16 protein-coding genes and 1 pseudogene are annotated in these 21209 nt (G+C 62.1%); 4 read left to right on the forward strand and 13 right to left on the reverse strand.

Going from position 1 to position 21209, the window contains the following annotated elements; genetic code table 11:
- The first annotated feature begins 3 nt into the window (after nucleotides 1-3).
- On the forward strand, nucleotides 4-702 hold the full coding sequence (locus KW568_RS04960; RefSeq protein WP_004574440.1) for a lipopolysaccharide kinase InaA family protein: 699 nt from the start codon (nucleotides 4-6) through the stop codon (nucleotides 700-702).
- Nucleotides 702-935 (forward strand): hypothetical protein, encoded by a 234-nt coding sequence (locus KW568_RS04965; RefSeq protein WP_003255207.1) that lies wholly within the window; start codon nucleotides 702-704, stop codon nucleotides 933-935. The genes KW568_RS04960 and KW568_RS04965 overlap by 1 nt, the downstream gene beginning before the upstream one ends.
- Before the next feature lie 108 nt (nucleotides 936-1043).
- Here the strand turns inward: KW568_RS04965 and KW568_RS04970 are convergent.
- From KW568_RS04970 to KW568_RS05020, 11 genes and pseudogenes are all read right to left on the reverse strand, one after another.
- A pseudogene (locus KW568_RS04970) lies at nucleotides 1044-4088 on the reverse strand (multidrug efflux RND transporter permease subunit).
- A 12-nt stretch (nucleotides 4089-4100) separates the two neighbouring features.
- Nucleotides 4101-5249, reverse strand: coding sequence for an efflux RND transporter periplasmic adaptor subunit (locus tag KW568_RS04975; protein ID WP_003255202.1), 1149 nt, complete (start codon nucleotides 5247-5249; stop codon nucleotides 4101-4103).
- Between the two features lie 219 nt (nucleotides 5250-5468).
- Nucleotides 5469-6566, reverse strand: a complete 1098-nt coding sequence (locus KW568_RS04980) for a DUF1513 domain-containing protein (protein WP_004574444.1) — start codon at nucleotides 6564-6566, stop codon at nucleotides 5469-5471.
- Nucleotides 6567-6568: 2 nt separating this feature from the next.
- A complete protein-coding gene (locus KW568_RS04985; RefSeq protein WP_004574445.1) occupies nucleotides 6569-7633 on the reverse strand; it encodes an imelysin family protein in 1065 nt (354 codons plus the stop codon).
- A 19-nt stretch (nucleotides 7634-7652) separates the two neighbouring features.
- Nucleotides 7653-9080 carry a di-heme oxidoredictase family protein gene (locus KW568_RS04990; protein WP_003255199.1) on the reverse strand — a complete coding sequence of 476 codons (1428 nt, stop codon included), beginning with the start codon at nucleotides 9078-9080 and terminating at the stop codon, nucleotides 7653-7655.
- A 109-nt stretch (nucleotides 9081-9189) separates the two neighbouring features.
- Complete coding sequence (locus KW568_RS04995) at nucleotides 9190-9576, reverse strand: hypothetical protein (protein ID WP_003255197.1); 387 nt, start codon at nucleotides 9574-9576, stop codon at nucleotides 9190-9192.
- Nucleotides 9577-9590: 14 nt separating this feature from the next.
- Nucleotides 9591-10073 carry a hypothetical protein gene (locus KW568_RS05000; RefSeq protein ID WP_003255196.1) on the reverse strand — a complete coding sequence of 161 codons (483 nt, stop codon included), beginning with the start codon at nucleotides 10071-10073 and terminating at the stop codon, nucleotides 9591-9593.
- 141 nt (nucleotides 10074-10214) lie between these two features.
- A complete protein-coding gene (locus tag KW568_RS05005) occupies nucleotides 10215-11549 on the reverse strand; it encodes an imelysin family protein (protein WP_004574448.1) in 1335 nt (444 codons plus the stop codon).
- A 159-nt stretch (nucleotides 11550-11708) separates the two neighbouring features.
- Nucleotides 11709-13760 (reverse strand): bifunctional diguanylate cyclase/phosphodiesterase, encoded by a 2052-nt coding sequence (locus KW568_RS05010; RefSeq protein WP_003255193.1) that lies wholly within the window; start codon nucleotides 13758-13760, stop codon nucleotides 11709-11711.
- Nucleotides 13761-14060: 300 nt separating this feature from the next.
- Entirely contained in the window at nucleotides 14061-16517 is a 2457-nt protein-coding gene (locus KW568_RS05015) for a membrane-bound PQQ-dependent dehydrogenase, glucose/quinate/shikimate family (protein ID WP_004574451.1), read from the reverse strand.
- A gap of 206 nt (nucleotides 16518-16723) precedes the next feature.
- Nucleotides 16724-17626: a GntR family transcriptional regulator gene (locus tag KW568_RS05020; RefSeq protein WP_003255190.1), complete on the reverse strand. Its 903-nt coding sequence runs from the start codon at nucleotides 17624-17626 to the stop codon at nucleotides 16724-16726.
- Nucleotides 17627-17819: 193 nt separating this feature from the next.
- On the opposite strand from KW568_RS05020, the gene KW568_RS05025 reads away from it, so the two are divergent.
- The gene (locus KW568_RS05025) at nucleotides 17820-18569 is read left to right on the forward strand and encodes a hydroxypyruvate isomerase family protein (protein WP_004574452.1); all 750 of its coding nucleotides are present in this window, start codon (nucleotides 17820-17822) and stop codon (nucleotides 18567-18569) included.
- A gap of 153 nt (nucleotides 18570-18722) precedes the next feature.
- Here the strand turns inward: KW568_RS05025 and KW568_RS05030 are convergent, their stop codons facing one another.
- A complete protein-coding gene (locus tag KW568_RS05030; protein WP_003255187.1) occupies nucleotides 18723-19319 on the reverse strand; it encodes a superoxide dismutase in 597 nt (198 codons plus the stop codon).
- Between the two features lie 271 nt (nucleotides 19320-19590).
- A complete protein-coding gene (locus tag KW568_RS05035) occupies nucleotides 19591-20190 on the reverse strand; it encodes a LysE/ArgO family amino acid transporter (RefSeq protein ID WP_003255185.1) in 600 nt (199 codons plus the stop codon).
- Nucleotides 20191-20291: 101 nt separating this feature from the next.
- Here KW568_RS05035 and KW568_RS05040 point away from each other — a divergent pair, with 101 nt between their 5' ends.
- On the forward strand, nucleotides 20292-21182 hold the full coding sequence (locus KW568_RS05040) for a LysR family transcriptional regulator ArgP (protein WP_003255184.1): 891 nt from the start codon (nucleotides 20292-20294) through the stop codon (nucleotides 21180-21182).
- Nucleotides 21183-21209: the final 27 nt, after the last annotated feature.

Raw genomic sequence — 21209 nt, forward strand, 5'->3', positions numbered from 1 at the left:
TTGATGGCTGTAGCCCATAAAGGGGAAGCGCAGTTCGATTTTTACTGGCGCCAGCAAGGCGAGTGGGTCGAGGAGCCTAACCAGCGCCGCGGCGGCGAGAGTGGCGTGCAACGCCTTAACGATGCCGATGGCAAGCTGCTGTATGCCAAACGCCAGGTCGGGCATATCTACCGCAGCCTGTTGCACCCTTTTGGTCGGCCGACCGTGTTGCGTGAACTCGATGCGCTGAACAGTTTCGAGCAGTTGGGCGTGCGTGTACCGCGCATCGTCTTCTGTGGCGCACAGCGTGATGCCGAGCACCAGTGGCGCGCGCTGCTGGTCAGCGAAGCGCTGGACGGTTTTGTCGAACTCGACACCTGGCATGCCGAAGGTGCCCGCGAGCGTTACCCGCAGGTGGTGCATGAGCGCATGCTCAAGGACCTGGCGGACAACCTGGCGCGGATGCACCTGGGGCACTGGCAGCACGGCTGCCTGTACGGCAAGCACGTATTCATCAAGGTAATCGGCGAGGGCGAGCAGGCCCGCGTCGAAGTGGCGCTGCTGGACCTGGAAAAGTGCAGGCGGCGCATCAGCTGCCAGCGGGCGGCCGGCAATGACCTGCGTCAGCTACGCCGCCATTCGTCGCTCAATGACGCGGAATGGCAGACACTGCTCTACTTTTACAAGATGGCGTTTGGCAGCGCTGTCAAAGGGTTAGAGTAATGAAGCTAGAAATTGCTCGAGCTTTGTTCCTGGTAGCTGGCCTGGCGGTGACCACCGTGGCGGTGGCTGCCTGGGAAGAGCCGAGGCCGACCGTGTTCAGCAAGGCTGAGATGGCAGACCAGTGCGCGTTGCCGCGGGATGCAAAACCGCAGCAGCAGGCCCAGAGCGAGCCGGACCAGGACCTTTTGCTGTTCCTGTTTGGCCTGCGTCAAGGGTTGCGGCCATTTGGATGAACCCTGCGTTAGCTGAAAAAGCCAGAGGCCTCGCGATTGCGGGGCCTTTGGCTTTTTGCGTCTGCGTTGCCGGCCTCTTCGCGGGCAAGCCCGCTCCCACAGGTCGGTTCAAGCGATTGCAGGTGCCTTGGCGCTCGCCTTGTGCGCCAGCAGGGTGTAGATGCACGGCAACACAAACAAGGTAAACAGCGTGCCAATCGACATCCCGGTGGCAATCACCATACCGATGTCAAACCGGCTGACCGCTCCCGCCCCGGTTGCCAGAATCAGCGGCACCATGCCGAACACCATAGCCGCAGTGGTCATCAGCACCGGCCGCAGGCGAATGGCCGCTGCTTCCTCGATCGCTTCGCGCACACTCAGGCCACGCTCATCGCGTAGCTGATTGGCGAACTCGACGATCAGGATTCCGTGCTTGCTGATAAGCCCGATCAATGTCACCAGCCCGACCTGGGTGTAGATGTTCATGCTCGACACACCCAGGAACAGCGGCAAAAGCGCGCCACAGATGGACAACGGCACGGTCACCAGAATCACCAACGGGTCGCGGAAGCTTTCGAACTGTGCAGCCAGCACGAGGAAAATGATCGCCAGCGCCAGGCCGAAGGTGACCCACAATGCGCTGCCTTCCTGCACATACTGGCGGGCCACGCCGGCGTAGTCGAAGGCAAAGCCCTCCGGGGCCTCTTCGCGAGCGATGTCCTGCACGGTCTTCAGTGCCTCGCCCAGGCTGACCATGGGGACGCCCTGGATGATCGCAGCGTTCAGTTGCTGGAACTGGTTGAGCTGGCGTGGGCGAGCGCGGTCGGTGAGGGTGATCAGGGTCGACAGCGGCAACAACTGGCCCTGCTCGTTCTTCACGTAGTAATTGTTCAGCCAGCCGGGGTTGTCGCGGTAAGGCCGTTCAACCTGGGCGATCACCTTGTAACTGCGGCCTTCAAGGGTGAAGCGGTTGATTTCCGCCTCGCCCAGCAGGGTCGCCAGGGTGCCGCCGAGGGTGTCCATCGACACCCCCATCTGCGCCGCCTTTGCCCGGTCGATGTCCACCACCACTTCGGGCTTGTCGAAGGCAAGATCGATATCGAGGAAGGCGAACTTGCCCGATGCCTGAGCGCGCGTCTTGATGCGCTGGGCCACGTCCAGCAGTGCCGGGTAGTCGCCAGCGGTATTGATCACAAACTGGAATGGCAAGCCCTCGCCAGTGCCGGGCAACGACGGCAGGTTGAAGCCGAAGATCTGCAGCCCGCTGATTTCCATGAGTTTGGCCTGCACCAGCGGCAGTAGCTCCATCTGTGTGCGTTCGCGCTCGTTCCAGGGCTTGAGCAAAAAACCACCGATACCAGTCTGCACGCCGTTGAAGCCGTTGATCTGAAACGACGAGTAATACTCGGGGAAGGTCTTGAACAGCGGTGTGAACTGGTCGGTGTAGGCGTTGAGGTAGTCGAGGTTGGCCGGTTGAGGCGAGCTGCTCATCATGAAAATCACCCCCTGGTCCTCGTTGGGTGCCAGTTCGTTCTGGGTGAATTTGAGCAGCACCGGGATCAGGCACAGGATGATCACGGCAAACACCAGCACCACCGGCCGGCTGTCGAGGGTGGCGTGCAGCACGCGCTGGTAGCGCCCTTTCAGGCGTTCGAACAGCTGGTCGAGGCGGTGGGCCAGGCCGCTCGGGTTCTGCTCCCGGCGCAGCAGCAGGGCGCACATCATTGGTGACAGCGTCAGGGCAACGATACCGGAAATGACCACCGCCCCGGCCAGCGTCAGGGCAAACTCCTTGAACAGCGCGCCGGTGAGCCCGGTGAGGAAGCCGATCGGTGCATACACGGCAGCAAGGGTGATGGTCATGGACACCACTGGCATGGCAATTTCGCGCGCGCCTTCCAGGGCTGCGTCGAACGGCGACTTGCCTTCTTCCATGTGCCGGTGAATGTTTTCCACCACCACAATGGCATCGTCCACCACCAGGCCGATGGCCAGCACCATGGCGAGCAGGGTCAGCAGGTTGAGCGAGTAGCCCATCATCTGCATGAAGAACAGTACACCGATCATCGACAGCGGTATGGTCACCACCGGAATCAGTACCGAGCGCAGGGCGCCAAGGAACAGGAACACCACGACGATGACGATCAGCACCGCTTCGCCCAAGGTCTTGATCACTTCGTCGATCGAGGCCTGGATGAACCGCGTGGCGTCCTAGGCAATCGACACTTTCAATGCCGAGGGCAGCTGGCTTTCCAGCTCAGGCATGATGCGACGCACTTCCTTGATGACATCCAGTGGGTTGGCGGCCGGGGTGGCCTTGATGCCGATATAGACCGACGGGGTGCCGTCGAATGAGCTGACCGTGTCGTAGTTTTCTGCGCCCATCTCGACCCGCGCCACATCGCCCAGCAGCACGCGGCTGTCACCGCTGGTCTTGAGCGGCAGGGCGGCGAACGCCTCGGCCGACTTCAGCTCGGTGCTGGCGTTGACGCTGGTGACCACGTATTCGCCTTTCACCTCGCCAGCGGCGGAAAGGAAGTTGTAGCGGCGTACGGCATTGGTCACGTCGGTAGCCGAAAGGCCGAAGCCGGCCAGCTTCACCGGGTCCAGCCAAAGGCGCATGGCGAACACCTGGTTGCCGAGGATCTCCGCCTCGGCCATGCCCGGCAAAGTGGCCAGCTTGGGCTGGATCACACGTGACAGGTAGTCGGTGATCTGCGGGTTGCTCATTTCCTTGCTGTAGAAGCTGACGTACATCAGCGCCGAGGCGTCGGCAGCTTCCTTGCTCAGTACCGGGTCTTCGGAGTCCTGGGGTAGCTTGTTACGCACCTCATTGGCCTTGGCCAGCAGCTCGGTGAACAGCCGGTCGCTGTCGGCGCCAACGCGCGCGTAAATGGAAATGATCGAGAAGTTCTGCCGGCTCACCGAGGTCATGTAGTCAATGCCTTCGGCGCTGGCCAGGCTTTGCTGCAATGGCTGGGTGATATAGCCCTGAATGGTTTCGGCGTTGGCCCCGGGGTAGGCGGTGGTGACCGTGATCAGGGCGTTTTCCATTTGCGGGTACTGGCGGATCTGCAGCTTGTTCCAGGCCTGGAAGCCGAGCAGCAGAATCAGCAGGCTGACCACGCTGGCCAGCACCGGGCGGCGGATGAACGGGTCGGTGAACGCCATGCCAGCCTCCTGTCAGTCCTTGGCCGCTGCGCCCGGTTCGGGCTTGAGGGCGTTGTCCTGGCCAATGCGTATCGCGGCACCGGGTGTGAGTTTCAGCTGCCCGGCGGTGACCACCTGTTCCCCGGCCTGCAGGCCTTCGCTGACTACAACCACGCCGTCTCGGCGCTCGCCAGTCTTTACCGTGCGCTGTTCGGCGACCAGCTGGGGTTGGCCCTTGTCGTCGTACTCCGGCTTGCCGTCCTTGTCCTTTTTCGGTGAGGCGACATACACCGAGTTGCCATACAGGGTGTAGGTAATGGCGCTTTCCGGCACCACCACTTGTGGCTGCGGGTTGGGCAGCAGGATCAACAGGCTGGCGAACATGCCTGGCAGCAGTTTGCCGTCGGGGTTGGCCATGGTGGCACGTACCAGCAGGTTGCGCGTGGTTTCCTCGACCTTGGGGTTGATGGCGCTAAGGCTGGCGGGGAAGCGCTGGCCGGGGTAGGCGGCCACTTGCACCAGCACCTGCTGGCCCAGGCTCAGGCGTGGCAGGGCCTGTTCCGGCACGTTGAAGTCTACGTACAGGCTGGACGTGTCTTGCAGGGTGGCGATCACAGCCCCGGCGGCCAGGTACTGGCCGATGTCCACCTGGCGGATGCCGATGGTGCCGCTGAAAGGTGCATTGATGCGTTTCTTGATCTTCTGCGCCTTAAGCTGCTCGACCACTGCCTGGTTGCGCCGGTACTGGGAGGAAAGGCGGTCGAACTCGCCGCGGGAGATGGCCGAATCGCCCACCAGCTGGCTGCCACGGCCGAAGTCGACCTTGGCCAGGCCCAGGTCGGCCAGGGCGGTACCGAGCAGGGCTGTTTCCTGATCGTCGTTGAGCTGCAAGAGCAGTTGCCCGGCCTTGACCTGCTGGCCTGAGTCGAAGTGCAGGGATTTGACGATGCCTTCCACCTCCAGGCTCAGATCCACACCCTGCAGCGCCTTGAGGCTGCCGACAGCGGGCAGGCGCTCTTGCCACGGGCGCTGTTCAGCCATGGCAGCCGCCACGGTGATAGGGGGCTTGGGGGCAGTGAACATCTGGATCTGCTGGTAGATCGAGAAGGCTTTGTAACCCCCCAGGGCCAGCACGATCAGCAGAACCACGGCCAACATGATGAGCATGCGGCGGCGCAGCATAGGTCCGGTTCCTTGGATGCAGTTGTTATTCGCTTCTACACGACAACGGGCGATCCTGCCCACGTGTGGATGGGGGAAGTATTGACTGTTTTTCCGGAGATGGGGGGGTGAAATGCCTGTGCCGGCCTTTTCGCGGCTAAAGCCGCTCCTACAGGGACTGTGTAGAACCCTGTGGGATCGGCTTTAGCTGCGAGAAGGCCAGTGAGTGCAACAGAACAATCAGACGAGATGCAGGTGGTTGTCCCAGAAGCCGGACGGCAGGTTCATCGGTTGCCCGACCAGTTCGGCCTTGCGGCAATCGTAGAACCGGCAGCGGCCCTGCCCGGAGGTGACGACAAAGCCGTCCTTCACCGCGCCAACGCCTGCGCAGTCGGGCATCGGGGCATCCAGCCGCACCGCGCCGCTGTCCAGGTCCCAGACGAACAGGCGGTTGGCCCGCGGTGCCGTCAGCGCCACCAGCCGCAGCTCGCTGTGGATGGCAACGCTTGCGGTGTATTGGGCCATGGCTTGCAGTTGCCGCTCCGGCACCGGGAAGGCCTTGAATGGCTCGCCCGGGCGCTTGATCGCCAGCAGCTCGGCAGTTTCATCGGCATCGCCCATGAACTGCTGGCAGGCGGCGATGGTGCCATCGCTGGCCACTGCCAGGTGTCGCACGCTGTTCATCTGCTGGGTCAGGGTTTCCTTGCTCAGCAGGGTGCCGTCGCGCTGCATCAGCACCAGGCTCGGTTGCATGGCGTCGAGGTTCATCTCGACACGGCTTTCGGCTTCGGTACGGATACCGCCGTTGGCCACGACCAGCGTTTCACCGTCAGGCAGCCAGGCAACCTCGTGCGGGCCGATACCGTGGGTCGGGATCTCACCGGTGTGCACCAGGCGTTCGCCTTCGAAACGATACACGCCAAGTACGCCGCGCCCGGGGTCGGTGGTGTCGTTCTCGGTGGCATACAGCCATTCGCCGCCTTTGTGCACGACGGCGTGGCCATAGAAGTGCCGGTTCGGCTGCGAGGTTACTGTTTGCAGCAGGCGCCCGTCACGCAGGTCGATCAGGTAGCTTTCGGTGCCTGGGCGCCGGGCGACGAACAGGGCGATGGGCAGCTCGGGGTGGTGGATGATGGCATGGCAACGCTGAGCGACCTGGGTGCTGAACACCTGTGTGCCGTCCAGGCGAAAACCTACGGCAAAGTGCTGGCCGTTGCCGTTGTCACGCGCCGAGAGCAGCAAGGGTTCGCTGCCTTTGTTGCGGAACAGGCTCCAGCCGCCCAAGGTGAGGGCACTGAGCAATACGCTACCGAGTTTGAGTGCCTGGCGTCGCAGCATGATCAGTCACCGTCGTTGGCATTGAAGCCCAGCTGGATGTTCAGCGCCTTGGCAAGATCGCCTTCGTGCAGGCGGTGGACGACGTTCAAGCTGTCGTAGATCTGGTTGAGGGTTTGCTGACCGGCGTCGTCGGCCAGCAGCTCACCGAGCGTTTTCTGGTTGTCGGCAAGCAACTTGAGCGAAGTAGCGTAGGCGGCGTCGATCTTGTCCACCAGCGCTTTTTGATCGCTGGGCAACAGGCCGCGCAGGCCCTTGTTGTCTACCCCGACCCAGACAGCTTCGGCGGCCTTGAGGCTGGCCTGCAGGCTGTTCATCGAGTTGTGGCTGCGCCAGGCCTCGGCCTGCAGCGGCTGCGGAATGCCCTTGCTCTGACGGCCCATCGGTGCGCCGAGCTTCTTCTTCAGGGTGTCCAGGGCGGTCACCTGGGCGCGCAGCAGATCGGCGATAGCCTCGTGGGAGTCGGCGTAGCGCTGGTTGGGGAACTTGGTCAACTGCGAGAGCATGCCGTCGGTACTGTTCCAGCCTTTGAGAATCTCCTCTGCCAGGGCTTTCTGGTGTGCGCCGATGGCCACCAGCAGCGGGCAGTAGCGGGCTTTCTGTTCGGCAGTGGCGATGTCCGGCTTGCTGTCGAACAGGATGTACTCATAGGCCGACAAGCCACGTACCACTACACTGGACTTGCCCAAAGCCTCAGCATCAACCGGCTTGTCGCCGTTGACCAGCTGCTCGACCTGACGGCCGACCAGGTTTTTCTTGTCAGGCCAGAATTGGACCTGCCAGGCGCGGTTGCCTTCAGCCAGCGGGCCGACCAGTAGCGGTTGCAGCTCGGCCCAGGCTTTTTGTGCATTGAGGAAGTCGGCGCGGGCTTTGTCCAGGCTTTCCTTGCCTTCGCAATACGCCAGGGCACTGGCAGCCAGCGTACGATCGGCCTCGACCCAGCGGCTGTAGGTAGGCAGGATCACCTGGTTGGCGATGGCGGCGGAGGTCACTGCTTGCGGGTCTTGTGGCGAGCAGGCACCGAGGGCGAGTGCGGCGAGGCTGGTGAACAACAGTTTGGGTCGGAACATGCCCGGCTCCTTTGCGCGTTTAAAGTGAGTTCAGGAACGCCAGCAACGCGGCGCGCTGCTCGGCATTGAAAGTGAGTACGAAGTTGCGTGCCGCCTCGGCTTCGCCACCGTGCCACAGCACGGCTTCAAGCAGGTTGCGGGCGCGGCCGTCATGCAGGAACTGGCTATGGCCACTGACCGTTTCGCTCAGGCCTATGCCCCACAGTGGCGGCGTACGCCAGTCCTGGCCGTTGGCGGCGAATTCGGTGCGCTCGTCGGCCAGCCCCGGGCCCATGTCATGCAGCAGCAAGTCGCTGTAGGGGCGGATGACCTGGTTGGCCAACGCGGGTTCGGTGGCGTCGGCGGCGGTGGTGAACTGCGGTGTGTGGCAACCTTGGCAACCCGCCTGGTAGAACAGGTTCTTGCCCGCCAGCACCTGTGGCGAGCCGACGTCGCGGCGGGCCGGCACCGCCAGGTTGCGGGTGTAGAACGTGACCAGGCGCAGGATGTTGTCGCTGACTTCTTTCTCGCCATCGGCACCGTCGCCGTTGGGCGCAGCCAGGCAGCCGGTTTGTGCCGGAGTGCAATCGTCGTTGGGCAGCAGGGTGCTGGTCAGGCCCATGTCGCCGGCAAAGGCGTGCACGTTCTGCTGGTTGACGTTGGGCTGCCCGGCTTTCCAGCCGAAGCGGCCGATCACTGTTTTGCCCTGGGCGTCGTCCCATACACGGTTGGCCCGCCCGCGGATGCCATCGCGGTTACGGTCGTCCGGGTCTTCGTTGGCCAGCAGGTCGGCTTCGGGGATCGCTTCAAGCAGGCCCAGGCCGATCATCGGTGGTGCCACCCGCGCAGAAAAGCGCGTGTCGGGGTGCATCACTCCATAGCCGAGCTGGGTGATTTGCAGGGCTGGCTTGCGCAACTCGACCTGATGGCCGTCCTTGAATGACACGGTTTCGCGGGTGTAGCTCACCCGCACCTTGCCTTCGGGCGCCACGCCGGGAATGGCCATGTCCTGCAACTGGGTACCGTAGACAGGTTCTGGCACCACGCCGAGGCGCTCGATCACTTTGGCCAGGTAGGGTTGGTCGGGGATCGACAGGCGTACCAGCATACCCACCGCGTTGACGTCGCCCGGCTCTGGCGGGTGGCCACGGCCATCGCGCACGTGGCAGTTCTGACAGGCGTTGGTATTGAACAGCGGGCCCAGACCATCACGCGCGGTGGTGGTTGACGGCGCGATCACCCAGGGGTTGCGAAAGAAGCTGTTGCCAACGGCGAAGTCCAGGCGCAGCGCTGGCGAGAGGTTGGCCGAGGGCAGGGAATAGGCATTGCGGTCGCTGCGCTGCACGGTCGCCTGGCCACCCGACAACGCTTCGCCGGGCTCGGCGTGAGTGAAACGCGGGGCGTCGTCACAGGCGGCCAAGGCCAAGGCCAGCAGCAAGGGAAGGAGTCGGGACAGCGACAAGGACATCGAGAATCCTGGGCGTGAGCGAAAAACCGGCGTGCAGCTTAGCAGGCCCAGGATCATTGAATAAGAGCAATTTGCGTTTGCTTGATGAAATCGCTGCCAGCGCGGTTGCTCAGGCCATATAGAGCATGAAGTGTCGGTTGACCAGGTTGACGATCAGGTTCTTGTTGCCGCCACCGCGATTATCGCCGATGACTTCGATGACGTCTTCGCTGGTGTATTCCATGGAGGAGGCGGTAATGCACTTGACCGCGTCCATGTGCGCAGGTTGCCAGTAATCCTGGAATAACCAGATGCTGGTGTCGGCAGACGGGCCGAGGATCAGGCGCAAGGCCTTGTGGTTCTCAGTCGATCTGCCGATCCACGGGATGGCCAGCGAGCCATTCCAGACGTGCTGGGCGCCGACTGCCAGGCTGTTGCTGCGGTTTTCACCGTCGATCAGGGTCAGGGTATAAGGCGTGTTATTGGCGATGGAGCGCAAGTAGGTGACGTTGGCCATGTAGTGTTTTCCTTTCAATGTTCAGTTTTCGGGCGTGGCAACGGGCTGGTCGGGGCGCGATAGACATAAGCCGCGAGCAAAGTGATTTCGTTGAACGGAGGGTCGAGCTCGGCGGGATGAAAGCGTCCGAGCAGTTGCATCCCTTGGTCAATGGCGACTGCCTCGAACATACGGCGGTCAGTTTCGTTGGGGTCGTACAGGTAGATCTTGCCGGGGCGGGCGACTACCCGGCACATTTCCTCGGCCACATGCCGGGTGATCGGAGCGCCCATCAGCGTCACGTGAGGGACTGCATGGTCGTCGAGGGGAAAGTCCGGAGCATCGTATTCGTATACGACAATGAGGTTGGGAATGTGCCCACCAGCGAACGGCCCGTTGGAGATGAGCTGGCCAGCCTTGTTCAGGTTGTACGCATCGTTGAATCCGGTGATGAGGTCTTCCCCATTCATGCGCTGGACGATTCGGCCTTCGCCCCAGACATCAAGAATCTGCAGCACTGTGCCTCCTGTTAGCTTTGATCGAAGGCCTACAGGATGAGCATCTGCGTGCACGCCAGGCAGCGGGAAGCGTTTTACCCGGCAGCAAACGAAAACGCCCGGCACAAGGCCGGGCGTTTTCGATGAAGCGCTACAGCAGGATCAGAACTCGTGATCCGCAGTGTCCGGGTTCAGGTTGGCAATGCCCAGCTTGCCCGCGGCCTGCTCGATCGAGCCGGTCTGCTTGACCAGGGAGGCGATGGCGTCACGCACGATCTGGTTGCCTGCAGCGTTGTCGGCGGCGATCAGCTGGTCGTAGTGCTCGCCTTTGAGGGCGTGGTCGACGATCACCTGAAGCTTGGCCTCGGTGGCTTCCAGATCGGCCTTGAGGGCTGCATCGGCGGCCGGGTCAACCTTGGCGACCAGCGACGACAGGCTAGGGCCGGTCAGCTTGGTGCCGTCCGGGCGGGTGTACTCGCCCAGGTAGACGTTGCGGATGCCCTTGGCGTCGTAGAAGTGCGAATAGTGAGTGTTGTCGCTGAAGCAGTCTTGCTCGTCTTCTGGCGAGTTGGCTTCCAGCGAAACTTTCATGCGCTCGCCAGCCAGTTCGCCCAGCGACAGGCTGCCCATGCCGAACAGCATCTTGCGCAGGCCGTCGTTGACAGGCTCGGCTTCCAGCTTGGCGCGGTAGTTGTCGGCGACGTTCGGTGCCCAGTTGCCGACCATCTCTTCGAGGTCGGTGACCAGCAGGTCGGTAACCGCTTTGAGGTAGGCGCGGCGGCGGTCGTTGTGGCCGCCGGTGGCGCCCTGGCCTTCCAGGTAGTCGGATGCCGGGCGGTTGCCAGCGCCAGGGCCGGTGCCGTTCAGGTCCTGGCCCCAGAGCAGGAATTCGATGGCGTGATAGCCCGTGGCAACGTTGGCCTCGGAGCCAGCCAGCTCGTTCAGGCTAGCCAGTTTTTCGGGGGTGATGTCCTTGACGTCGACCTTCTCTTCGCCCACCTGGATCTCGGTGTTGGCGATGATGTTGGCGCTGGCCCCCGGGTTGCCCAAGGCGTGCTCGTAGCTCTTGTCGACGTAGTCGATCAGGCCTTCGTCCAGGGGCCAGGCGTTCACCTGACCTTCCCAGTCGTCGATGATGGTGTTGCCAAAGCGGAAGGTTTCGCTCTGCAGGTACGGTACGCGCGCGGCGAACCAGGCTTCCTTGGCGGCTTTCAGGGTTTCGTCGTTGGGCTTGGCCAGGAACGCGTCGACTGCGCTCTGCAGTTTCTTGGCAGTGCTCAGCGAGTCGCTGTACACGGCGTAGACCATGTCGGTGTAATGCTTGACCACGGCTTTGCCGGCGGCTTCGTCGACAGCCCCTGGCGCAACAGCGGTGGTGGCGGCAGCAGGTGCCTGGGCTTGCGGCGCGGCGGCTTTTTCGTCCTTGCCTTCACCGCAACCGGCGAGGGCGATGGCAATGGCCAGCAGACTGGCGGAGGCCAGAGGCATTCGAATCATTATTGGTTTTCCTGCATCGTGTGGTTGGACCAAAGGGGTGGACCGTGCGCCGTGGCACGCAAAACTACAACATCATGCGAAAGATTTGCATTTGCTGTAAAGGGGCGGGCGCGCAATTCATGTAAATCAGGGGCACGGCCTGTAACCGGGCAGGTGGCCTCAGGACACCGAAACCCGGTTGCGTTGCGCTTGTTTGAGGAAGTGGGTCAGTTCACGGGCCGAAAGGGGCTTGCTGTAGTGGTAGCCCTGGCCCTCGTGGCAACCCTGGGCAACGATGTAGGTTTCCTGCTCGGCAGTCTCCACGCCCTCGGCGATGACCTGCATCCCCAGGCTCTTGCCCAGCTGGATGATGGCGCGAACGATGGTGGCGTCGTCATCATCGTCGAGCAGGTCCTGAACGAAGCTCTTGTCGATCTTGATCTTGTCCAGTGGCAGCGACTTCAGGTAGCTGAGGGACGAGTAGCCGGTGCCGAAGTCGTCGATGGCAATCAGCGCCCCGGAGCGGCGCAGGCTCAACAGGTGCTGGGCGGCGGTGCTGATGTCTTCCATCAGGCCGGTTTCGGTGACTTCCAGTTCCAGGCTGCGCGGTGGTAGGCGATAGGCTTGCAGCAGGTTGTTGACCACCCGTGGCAGCTCGCTGTGGTGCAGTTGCACGGTAGACAGGTTGACCGCCATGCGCAGGTCGCTGAAGCCTTGGTCGTGCCATTCGCGCAGTTGCCGGCAGGCCTGGTCAAGCACCCATTCGCCGATGCTGATGATGCTGCCGTTCTGCTCGGCCAAGGGGATGAACTGGTCGGGTGGCACCATGCCCAGTTCCGGGTGCTGCCAGCGCAGCAGGGCCTCTACGCCAACTACCCGGTGGTCGCGGTAGCTGATCTGTGGCTGATACACCAGGTAAAGCTGGTTGCGGGGCAGGGCTTCACGCAGGTCCTTTTCCAGTTCGCGACGGCGACGCATCTCGCTGTCGACGCTGGCGATATAGAACTGGTAGCGGTTGCGCGAGCGGGCCTTGGCCAGGGTCATGGTCTGTTCGGCTTTCTGCAGCAGTTTTTCGGTGCTGTCACCGTCTTCGGGGAACAGGGTGATGCCGATGGTCGCGCGCAGGCGGATTTGCTCGTGGTCGAGGTCGAACGGTACTTCCAGGTCATCAAGGATGCTTTGCGCCAGTTCGGCAGCCTCGTAGGGCTGCTCGATATTGGCCTGTACCAGGGCGAACTGGTCGCCGCCCAGCCGCGCCAGAGCGCCCAGGCGGCCGCTGTGGGCGCGTAGTCGATCGGCCAGGGCCAGCAGCAACTGGTCACCGACCTGGTAGCTGAACTGTTCGTTGATACCCTTGAAGTCGTCCAGGCCAACGCACAGCACTGCCACACGGTGCTGCAGACGGCCGCCGTCGACGAGGATCTTGTCCAGTTGCTGCTGCAGTTGCTGGCGGTTGGGCAGGCCGGTAAGGAAGTCGTACTGGGCCATGCGTTGCAGGCTGTTTTCCGCCTCGTGGCGCAGATGGGTGTTGCGCTCGATCGAGGCCAGCAACTGGTTGGCGGTGTTCACCCATAGGCCCAGTTCGTTTTTCTCGTGGCCCTTGAGCAGCGGTATCTGGTGCTGGCTGGGGCGGTCAGGGTTGATCTGGGTGAGGTGCTCGATGATCTTCGACAGCGGTTTGGTCAGCAGCCAGTGGTAGACCAGGTAAAGCACCAGGCCCATGGCCATGGCCCGCAGCACGCCGGATATGAAGATGATCACCGCGTTGATCAGGAAATCTTTGCCGTAGGAGGAGGTATCGAGGGTAATGCTGAGGTCGCCGTAGTATTCGCTGTAAGGGCCACGGCCGACCAGTTGCGTGGTGTAGGTGCGCTCCTGGCCGAGGATGAGGTCGGTAAGCCAGCGCATGGACATGTCCTGCAGCGGGCGGGACTTTTCTGCCAGCATGGTTTCGTTGGGGTGGCCAATGGAGGCCATGCGCACTGATTCGTCCTGGAACAGGCCTTCCATGACCTGCATGCCCATTTCACGGTCGAGGCTGTAAACCGCCTGGGTCGAGGGATCGCGGAACATGTCGAGGATGCGCTGGGCATCGTTGTCCACGGCCTGGCGGGTCTTGTAGGTGTCATAGACGATTTGCGCACAGCTGAGCACGACGCCAACCGCCAACGCCGACAGCAGCACGACCCTGAGCAACTTGACCGACAAGCTGTTCCGCAATTCCAGCTTCAATGGGGTTTCCTTAATCCATGCGCATGGCATCATTTTGCCATCAACGATGACGATACACTACCGGCCGACCGTTAGCAGTGTATCGGTTGCCTGACCCCGCAACTTGAATGCGCTGTATCAATCTTCCAGAGGTTTGATGTTAGCGTGGTATGCGGCCTGAGCAAGCGTTTTGCGGGTGGGGCGCAGGTGAAATGCGTGCTGGCTGCTTCGCGGATAGCCCGCCCCCCCAGGCATGGCAAACTCCTCGAACAGAGGGCCGGTGGAGCGGAAGTAACCGATGGCTGCCCCTGAAAGGCAGCGCTATTTCTCCGGCAGCGCCCAGGCAATGATGCTGTCACCCAGCTTGGTCGGAATCCGGTCATGCCCGCCGACCACGGCAACCACGTACTGGCGGCCTTCGCTCACGTAGGTCAGGGGCGACGCCTGGTTGCCGGCCGGTAGGCGTTCTTCCCACAGCAATTCACCACTTTCGCTGTTGTAGGCGCGCATGAAACGGTCGATGGCAGCGCCGATGAAGGTCACGCCGCCGGCTGTAGCCACGCCGGTGGCATCGCTCGGTGTACCGATTTCGAAGCGCAGTTTCGAGGCGATGCCCAAGGGGCCACTGTCATAGCCGGTGCCGAATGGGCGGCTCCAGCGCACTTCACGGGTGCGCAGGTCGATAGCGGAGATGAACCCCCAGGGTGGCGCGATGCACGGTTGTTCCAGCGCCGACATCCATGGGTCCTTGATGGCCCCATACGGCAGGCCGGCCTGGACGCGGAACCCTTGGTTATTGCCGGGCGACTCCTGAAACGATTTGGCATTGATCGCATCGAGCTGCTCGCGTGGAACCAGCCCCTGCATGTACGGCAGCCGCTGGTTGTTGATGATCAGCAGGCCTCGCTGCAGGTCCACCATCACGCCGCCCCAGTTCAGGCCGCCGTGGTGCCCGGGGAAGATCAGGCTTTGCTGGCCGACTACCGGTGGCGTAAAAATCCCTTCGTAACGCGCCTGGCGAAACTCGATGCGACATTGCAGCTGATCGAACGGTGTCAGGCCCCAGGCATTGGCTTCGTTCAGCACTTCCGGGTTTTTCGATGGGCGGCCCATGGTGCTCGGCATGCCCGGTGACAACGGTTGCGTCGCCGCGGTGTAGTCCCCTGGGGCCGTGCCCTGTGGGACGGCAGCCTCCGAGATATCGACCAGCGGTTCGCCGGTGGCTCGGTCCAGGACGAACAACTGGCCTGACTTGGTGGCTTGAATGACTGCCGGGCGTGTGCCGTTGGCGGTGGGGAAATCGATCAGCGCCGGTTGTGGGCTCAGGTCGTAGTCCCAGAGGTCGTGATGGACGGTCTGGAAGTGCCATTTGACCTTGCCGGTGAGGGCATCCAGGGCCACCAGCGAAGAGCTGAACGTGTCTTCCTGTTCGGTACGGGTACCGCCATAGAAGTCACCTGCAGCATTACCAGTGGTGATGTAGACCAGCCCCAGCTCGTCGTCGGCGGAAATCGGCGCCCATGAGTTGGGCGTGCTGAGCGTATAGGTTTCATCTGCCTCGGCAGAGGCAGTGCTATCGGGACGGCCAAGATCCCAGGCCCACTTTTGTTTGCCGCTGACTGCATCGTAGGCGCGAACCACGCCTGACGGTGCCGGGCGCACATCCGAGTCCAGCACCCGGCCACCGGTGATGACCACCCCGCGGATGACCAGCGGTGCGGAAGTGATGCCGGTGGAGCCTTTACGGAACGTACCCAGGCCGTCCTTGAGGTCGGCAAAGCCTGCCGTGCCGAAGTCTGGGCAGGCCTGCCCGGTAAGCGCATCAACTGCACCCAGGCGGATGTCGTTGGTGCCCCAGATGATGCGTTTGGCGCACAGCCCGCTGGCATTGGGTACTTCGTAGTACGAGACACCACGGCAATAGGCACCGCCGTTGGCGAAGTAGCCCGGGTCGACTTTCGAATCGTAGCGCCAGTTCTCTTTGCCGTTGGTCGCGTTCAACGAAATGATGATTTGCTTCGGCGTGCAGGTATACAGCGAGTCGCCAACCTTGATGGGTGTCGCCTCGTTCAGATACTTGGTTTTTTCGCCAGGCTGTTTGACATCGCCATGGTGGTATTCCCACGCCTTGACCAGGCCGGAAACGTTAGCTGGAGTAATCTGCGCTGCAGCGGAATAGTGGTTGCCGAGGTTCGAGCCGGCATAGGCGGTCCAGTTGGTCTTGTCGTGAGACGCGGCGACGTTGGCGTCTGGTGATGCCACCGTGCTGCGGCTGAACGGTTGCTGTGAATGCGCGGTGATCGCCGGCGAGTCGGCCAGATGAACGGTGTTCGGGAAGAACAGCGGTGCCAGGATGGTGGCCGCCATCAGCAGCGGCAGCACGCCCATGATGCTGAAGTACAGTGCCTTGTTGATTTTGGCGAAGTCGCGGCGGACCAGTGGCCAGAAAGCCAGAAAGATCACACTGAGCAGTACCAGCCAGGCCAGGCGTGGAAGATAGGCCCAGCCGTTGTAGCCCGACTCCCAGATCGCCCAACCGTAGGTGGCCAGGGATGCTGCGCCATAGAGGTAGATTCCGACCGCCTTCTTCAGGCCCATGAGTGCGGCGGCCAGCAACAATACGGTGCCCATCATCGCGTAGTACGGCGAGCCACCGGCATTGACCAGCGCGCCTCCCTGATAGGCCAGTGTCAGGCCAAGCAGGGCCAGCAGAATCGTGTAGACCCCGAACAGAAGGCTCGAGACCCCCGTCCCTTTAGCCAACGTTCCTCGTTCCATTGCATCCATTCCTGTGTGATTCGGTGCCACAGTGCGTCCGAGCGGTGCGCATATTGCTTATTGTTACAATGAAATACAATAAGTGGCGCGAAATTTACGGCGAGCGCTGATTTTTCAGGTTGCTTTGTATCTTGTGTCAAAAGGAGGCAATAGCTAAGCTGCCATGCCTGATTCACGCGCGGGTTTGAAGGGAGGTGGGAGAAGGGTTATGCCGGCTGGCTTTCCTGCAAGGCAGCCTGGCCGGTTTTGAGGCGGCCTACTTCGTCCAGATGTTTCCAGAGAAACCGTGCCGCCTCTTCGCGCCGACCGGATTCGATCAGGTCGAGCAGGTGCAGGTGCTCCAGGCATTGCGTCATCAGGCGACTGCGGTCGACATTGGCTTTGTAGCTCATGAAGCGTCTGAGCTGGTTTTGCCGGCGTATGGCATCGATGAAGAAGAGGTTGCCCGAGCATTGCACGATCATTTCGTGAAACTGGGCGCCGATTTCAAACAGTTGGGCACGTGACAGCGTGTGAATCTCGCCGTCGAGCATGGCCTGCTGTTGCGCCCTGGCTTTGGCAAAGGCGGCCTGGTTCACGTTGTAGCCCGGCTCACGCAGTGCGGCCGGCTCGATGGCCATGCGGAAGCGGTAGCTCTGGATGTGGGTCTGGGCGTTGTGCACGAATTCGTTGAGGCTCCAGCCTTGCCCGGGCTTGCGCTCGACCATGGCCTCGCTTGCCAGCCGGTTGAGGACCTTGAGCAGTTGCCCGCGAGGCACAGAGTAGCGTCGCAGGAGCTGGGCTTCGAAGAATTCGGCAGGGATTTCCCCGTTGAGGATGTCGTCCACCACACGCAGGTAGAAGTCTTCGAAGGGGTCGCAGACGGGCGGTACGGTGGCTTCCTGGATCTGCCCGGCGTCCTGTTTCAGAAAATAGCCGCGATTGGGCTCCTGGACCGCGATGTTCCACTCGGCGAGCAGGGCGAATACCCTGCGGATCGGGGAGCGGGAGACATCGAAGGCTTGGGCGAAGGTTTGCTCGCGCAATGGCTCGCCGGCCTTCATCGACCGGGCGCGGATCATCTCGATGACGCGAGGGGCCAATTGCAGGGCGAGGTCTTTCTTGATCACAGGCTGTATTCCGAATGTTTGACTTCAGTCGATCCGGCAGATTTGGGTCGGACTGGGGCAGGAAAATACCACACACGAAGGACCTGAGTATCTGCACGCAGCGAGCTGGCGCAGTTGCCGCCAGCGCAGTGCCTGAGCCGCGGCTCAGGATTTGGAACGACGAATGTTTTCTTCCCGGGATGGATCTTTACACATGCTCAAATTCAATGCTCACCTCGGCTTCCAGTTCAACGAAATGCCTTTTCTGCAGCGTATCGAAGCCGCCGCTGCCGCCGGATTTCGCGCGGTGGAATTCCCCTCGCCCTATGAGTTGGATGCGAGTTTGTTGGCTGATGAACTGGCGAAGTACGCGTTGCCATTGGTCCAGTTTGCCGCACCGGCTGGCGTTTCCAAGGGCATTGCTGCGGTGGCGGGCAGGGAACCCGAGTTTCGTGACGGGTTGCGCCAGGCAGCCAGCTATGCCCGCACACTGGCATGTACGGATGTGCACCTGATGTCCGGGATAACCCACGAGGATGGCGCCGGCAAGGTGTACGCGAGCAACCTGGACTATGCCGTGAAGTACTTCGAGGACCAAGGGCTGCGGCCATTGATCGAAGTGATCTGCACGCAGGAAATGCCAGGGTATTACATGTCCGACTTCAGCAAGGCACAGCAGGTGCTGGAGACGCATGTGAGTCTCGGGCTGATCCTTGATCTTTACCATGCGCAGTTGTTGACCGGAAATGCGGCCGATGTGTTGGCACAGTTCTTTGAGCGGACGGTGCATGTGCAGGTGGCCGACTGTCCTGGGCGGCATCAACCGGGGACGGGGCAGATGGATATTGCAGGGTTGTTTGCGACGCTGGAGCAGCGCGGGTATGCGGGCTGGGTCGGGTGTGAGTACCGGCCTACGGGCGCTACTGCGGATAGCCTTGGCTGGCTTGGTCAGTACGCCTCATGAAAGCCCTGTGCGCTGGCCCGTTCCAGAACCCTTGAAAAAAAACCGATGCCAGAAGACTGGCATCGGTTTTTCGAGGAAGCCCGGCGTGGATGGCAATGCTGGACTGCCAGCATTACGGCGCGAGGCCGGGTTTCTTGCTCAAGGCTGAGGGACTCAGGCCTTGAAGGTCTTGCCTTCGAACTGCTCGGCAACGAAGGCCCAGTTGACCAGGTTCCAGAACGCCTCGACGTACTTCGGACGCAGGTTGCGGTAGTCGATGTAGTAGGCGTGTTCCCAGACGTCGCAGGTCAGCAGCGGGGTGTCGCCGCTGGTCAGTGGGCAGCCGGCGCCGATGGTGCTGGCCAGGGCCAGGGAACCGTCAGCTTTCTTCACCAGCCAGCCCCAGCCGGAACCGAAGGTGCCAACCGAAGTCTTGGTGAACTCTTCCTTGAACTTGTCGAAGGAACCGAAAGCGGCGTTGATGGCGTCAGCCAGTGCACCGGTAGGCTGGCCGCCGCCGTTTGGCGACAGGCAGTTCCAGTAGAAGGTGTGGTTCCAGACTTGAGCGGCGTTGTTGAAGATGCCGCCCGAAGAGCTCTTGACGATCTCTTCCAGGGTCTTGCCTTCGAATTCGGTGCCTGGGACCAGGTTGTTCAGGTTCACGACATAGGTGTTGTGGTGCTTGTCGTGGTGATACTCCAGGGTTTCCTTGGAGATGTGCGGCTGCAGGGCATCATGGGCGTACGGCAGCGGCGGCAATTCAAAAGCCATGGTGGATCTCCTGATTCAGGTCTGTTTGCGGTTTGCGCAAGGCCGATCACGGGCGGCCCGATAAGCGTCGGCGAGTCTGTACTCTTTGCGACGCAAGGGCTGGATCATAGCACCGGGCCCGGCGCATAACCACGCAACAAACATAGGGAATAGAGGTTCCGGAGGGGTTGGGCTGTACCGACCAGTGGCTCGCCGTTGCGTTGGTGTTGCCAGTGAGGGCGAGCGTCGCTCGATCTGGCAGGCGATGAATATGCCGCACCAAGCCCCGAGGTCAGTTGAAGATCAATTGTGCCGCCACCGCGAACATCATCACCGCCACCATCAGGTCGAGCATGCGCCAGGTCGCAGGCCGCGCCAGCCACGGTGCCAGCCACGCCGCGCCAATGGCCAGGGTCGAGAACCACAGCAGCGAAGCGCTGGCCGCACCGGCCACGTAGGCGCCAGGGGCGGACTGTTGGGCGCCCAGCGAGCCGATCAGCAACACCGTATCGAGGTACACGTGCGGGTTCAGCAGGGTCACCGCCAGGGCGCTGAGCAGTACGGCGCGACGTGAGCGAACGCCCTGGCCTTGCTGGTGCTGCAGGCTCTGCTTGGAGCAGGCACTGCGCAGCGCCTTGGCGCCGTACCAGATCAGGAACACTGCGCCGCCCCAGCGGGCGATTGCCAGCAAGGTCGGGTTGTGTGCCAGCACGGTGGCCAGGCCGAATACCCCGGCGGCCACGAGGATGGCGTCACAGACGATGCACAGCGCTGCCACCGGCAGGTGATGCTCACGGCGCAGGCTCTGGGCGAGGACGAAGGCGTTCTGGGCGCCGATGGCCATGATCAGGCCGAAGGCCACCAGCATGCCATTGAGATAGCTTTGCCACATGGCAGGGCTCTCCAAAAAGGGTCACGGAAGATGCTGGCCATTGTGATGTTCGGCGCTGTATAAGAAAAACAAATAAAGCTGATCACCCATTAGGAAAATCGATGTTCGACTACAAACTGCTGGCTGCCCTCGCGGCCGTGATCGAACAAGGCGGTTTCGAGCGTGCGGCGCAGGTGCTGGGCTTGTCGCAATCGGCCATTTCCCAGCGCATCAAGTTGCTTGAGGCGCGGGTCGGCCAGCCGGTGTTGGTACGTGCCTCGCCGCCCGGCACGACCGAAGTCGGTCGGCAGCTACTCAACCATGTGCAGCAGGTGCGCCTGCTTGAACGCGACCTGCAGCGCCAGGTACCGGCGCTGGATGAAGAGGGCATGCCGGAGCGCCTGCGTATCGCCCTCAACGCCGATAGCCTGGCCACCTGGTGGGCCGGCGCGGTGGGCAACTTCTGCGCACAACAGAACGTGCTGACCGACCTGGTGGTTGAGGACCAGGAAGTGGGCCTGAAACGCATGCGTGCCGGCGAAGTGGCGGCCTGCCTGTGTGGGAGCGAGCGGCCGGTAGCCGGCGCACGCAGTTTGCCACTGGGGGCCATGCGCTACCGGGCATTGGCCAGTCCCGTGTTCATGGCGCGGCACTTCCCCCAAGGTTTTGTCGCCAGCCGCCTGGCCCGTACGCCAGCGATCGTGTACGGCCCGGACGATTTCCTGCAGCATCGCTACCTGGCATCGCTGGGCATAGAGGGTGGTTTCCTGCACCACCTGTGCCCTTCATCCGAAGGCTTCCTGCGCATGACCGAGGCCGGGTTGGGATGGGGCCTGGTGCCCGAACTGCAGGCCCGGGAGCAACTGGCCAGTGGGCAATTGGTGGAAATCTGCCGCGATACCCCTATCGATGTGCCGCTGTACTGGCATCATTGGCGCAATGGCGGGCAATTGCTCGCGCAACTGACCGACCACCTGCGGCACACCGCACAGCATTGGCTGGTGCCCTTGTAGCCGTGGCTGGCGTCAGTTGCATCTGAA

The organism is Pseudomonas sp. HD6515 (genome assembly GCF_024971855.1).
Taxonomy (GTDB): domain Bacteria; phylum Pseudomonadota; class Gammaproteobacteria; order Pseudomonadales; family Pseudomonadaceae; genus Aquipseudomonas; species Aquipseudomonas alloputida.

Excerpts from the sequence above, each read along its gene's own strand:
- KW568_RS04960 (WP_004574440.1), top strand. The coding sequence starts at position 4 with ATGGCTGTAGCCCATAAAGGGGAAGCGCAGTTCGATTTTTACTGGCGC.
- KW568_RS04965 (WP_003255207.1), top strand. The coding sequence starts at position 702 with ATGAAGCTAGAAATTGCTCGAGCTTTGTTCCTGGTAGCTGGCCTGGCG.
- KW568_RS04975 (WP_003255202.1), bottom strand. The coding sequence starts at position 5,249 with ATGCTGCGCCGCCGCATGCTCATCATGTTGGCCGTGGTTCTGCTGATC.
- KW568_RS04980 (WP_004574444.1), bottom strand. The coding sequence starts at position 6,566 with ATGCTGCGACGCCAGGCACTCAAACTCGGTAGCGTATTGCTCAGTGCC.
- KW568_RS04985 (WP_004574445.1), bottom strand. The coding sequence starts at position 7,633 with ATGTTCCGACCCAAACTGTTGTTCACCAGCCTCGCCGCACTCGCCCTC.
- KW568_RS04990 (WP_003255199.1), bottom strand. The coding sequence starts at position 9,080 with ATGTCCTTGTCGCTGTCCCGACTCCTTCCCTTGCTGCTGGCCTTGGCC.
- KW568_RS04995 (WP_003255197.1), bottom strand. The coding sequence starts at position 9,576 with ATGGCCAACGTCACCTACTTGCGCTCCATCGCCAATAACACGCCTTAT.
- KW568_RS05005 (WP_004574448.1), bottom strand. The coding sequence starts at position 11,549 with ATGATTCGAATGCCTCTGGCCTCCGCCAGTCTGCTGGCCATTGCCATC.
- KW568_RS05015 (WP_004574451.1), bottom strand. The coding sequence starts at position 16,517 with ATGGAACGAGGAACGTTGGCTAAAGGGACGGGGGTCTCGAGCCTTCTG.
- KW568_RS05025 (WP_004574452.1), top strand. The coding sequence starts at position 17,820 with ATGCTCAAATTCAATGCTCACCTCGGCTTCCAGTTCAACGAAATGCCT.
- KW568_RS05030 (WP_003255187.1), bottom strand. The coding sequence starts at position 19,319 with ATGGCTTTTGAATTGCCGCCGCTGCCGTACGCCCATGATGCCCTGCAG.
- KW568_RS05035 (WP_003255185.1), bottom strand. The coding sequence starts at position 20,190 with ATGTGGCAAAGCTATCTCAATGGCATGCTGGTGGCCTTCGGCCTGATC.
- KW568_RS05040 (WP_003255184.1), top strand. The coding sequence starts at position 20,292 with ATGTTCGACTACAAACTGCTGGCTGCCCTCGCGGCCGTGATCGAACAA.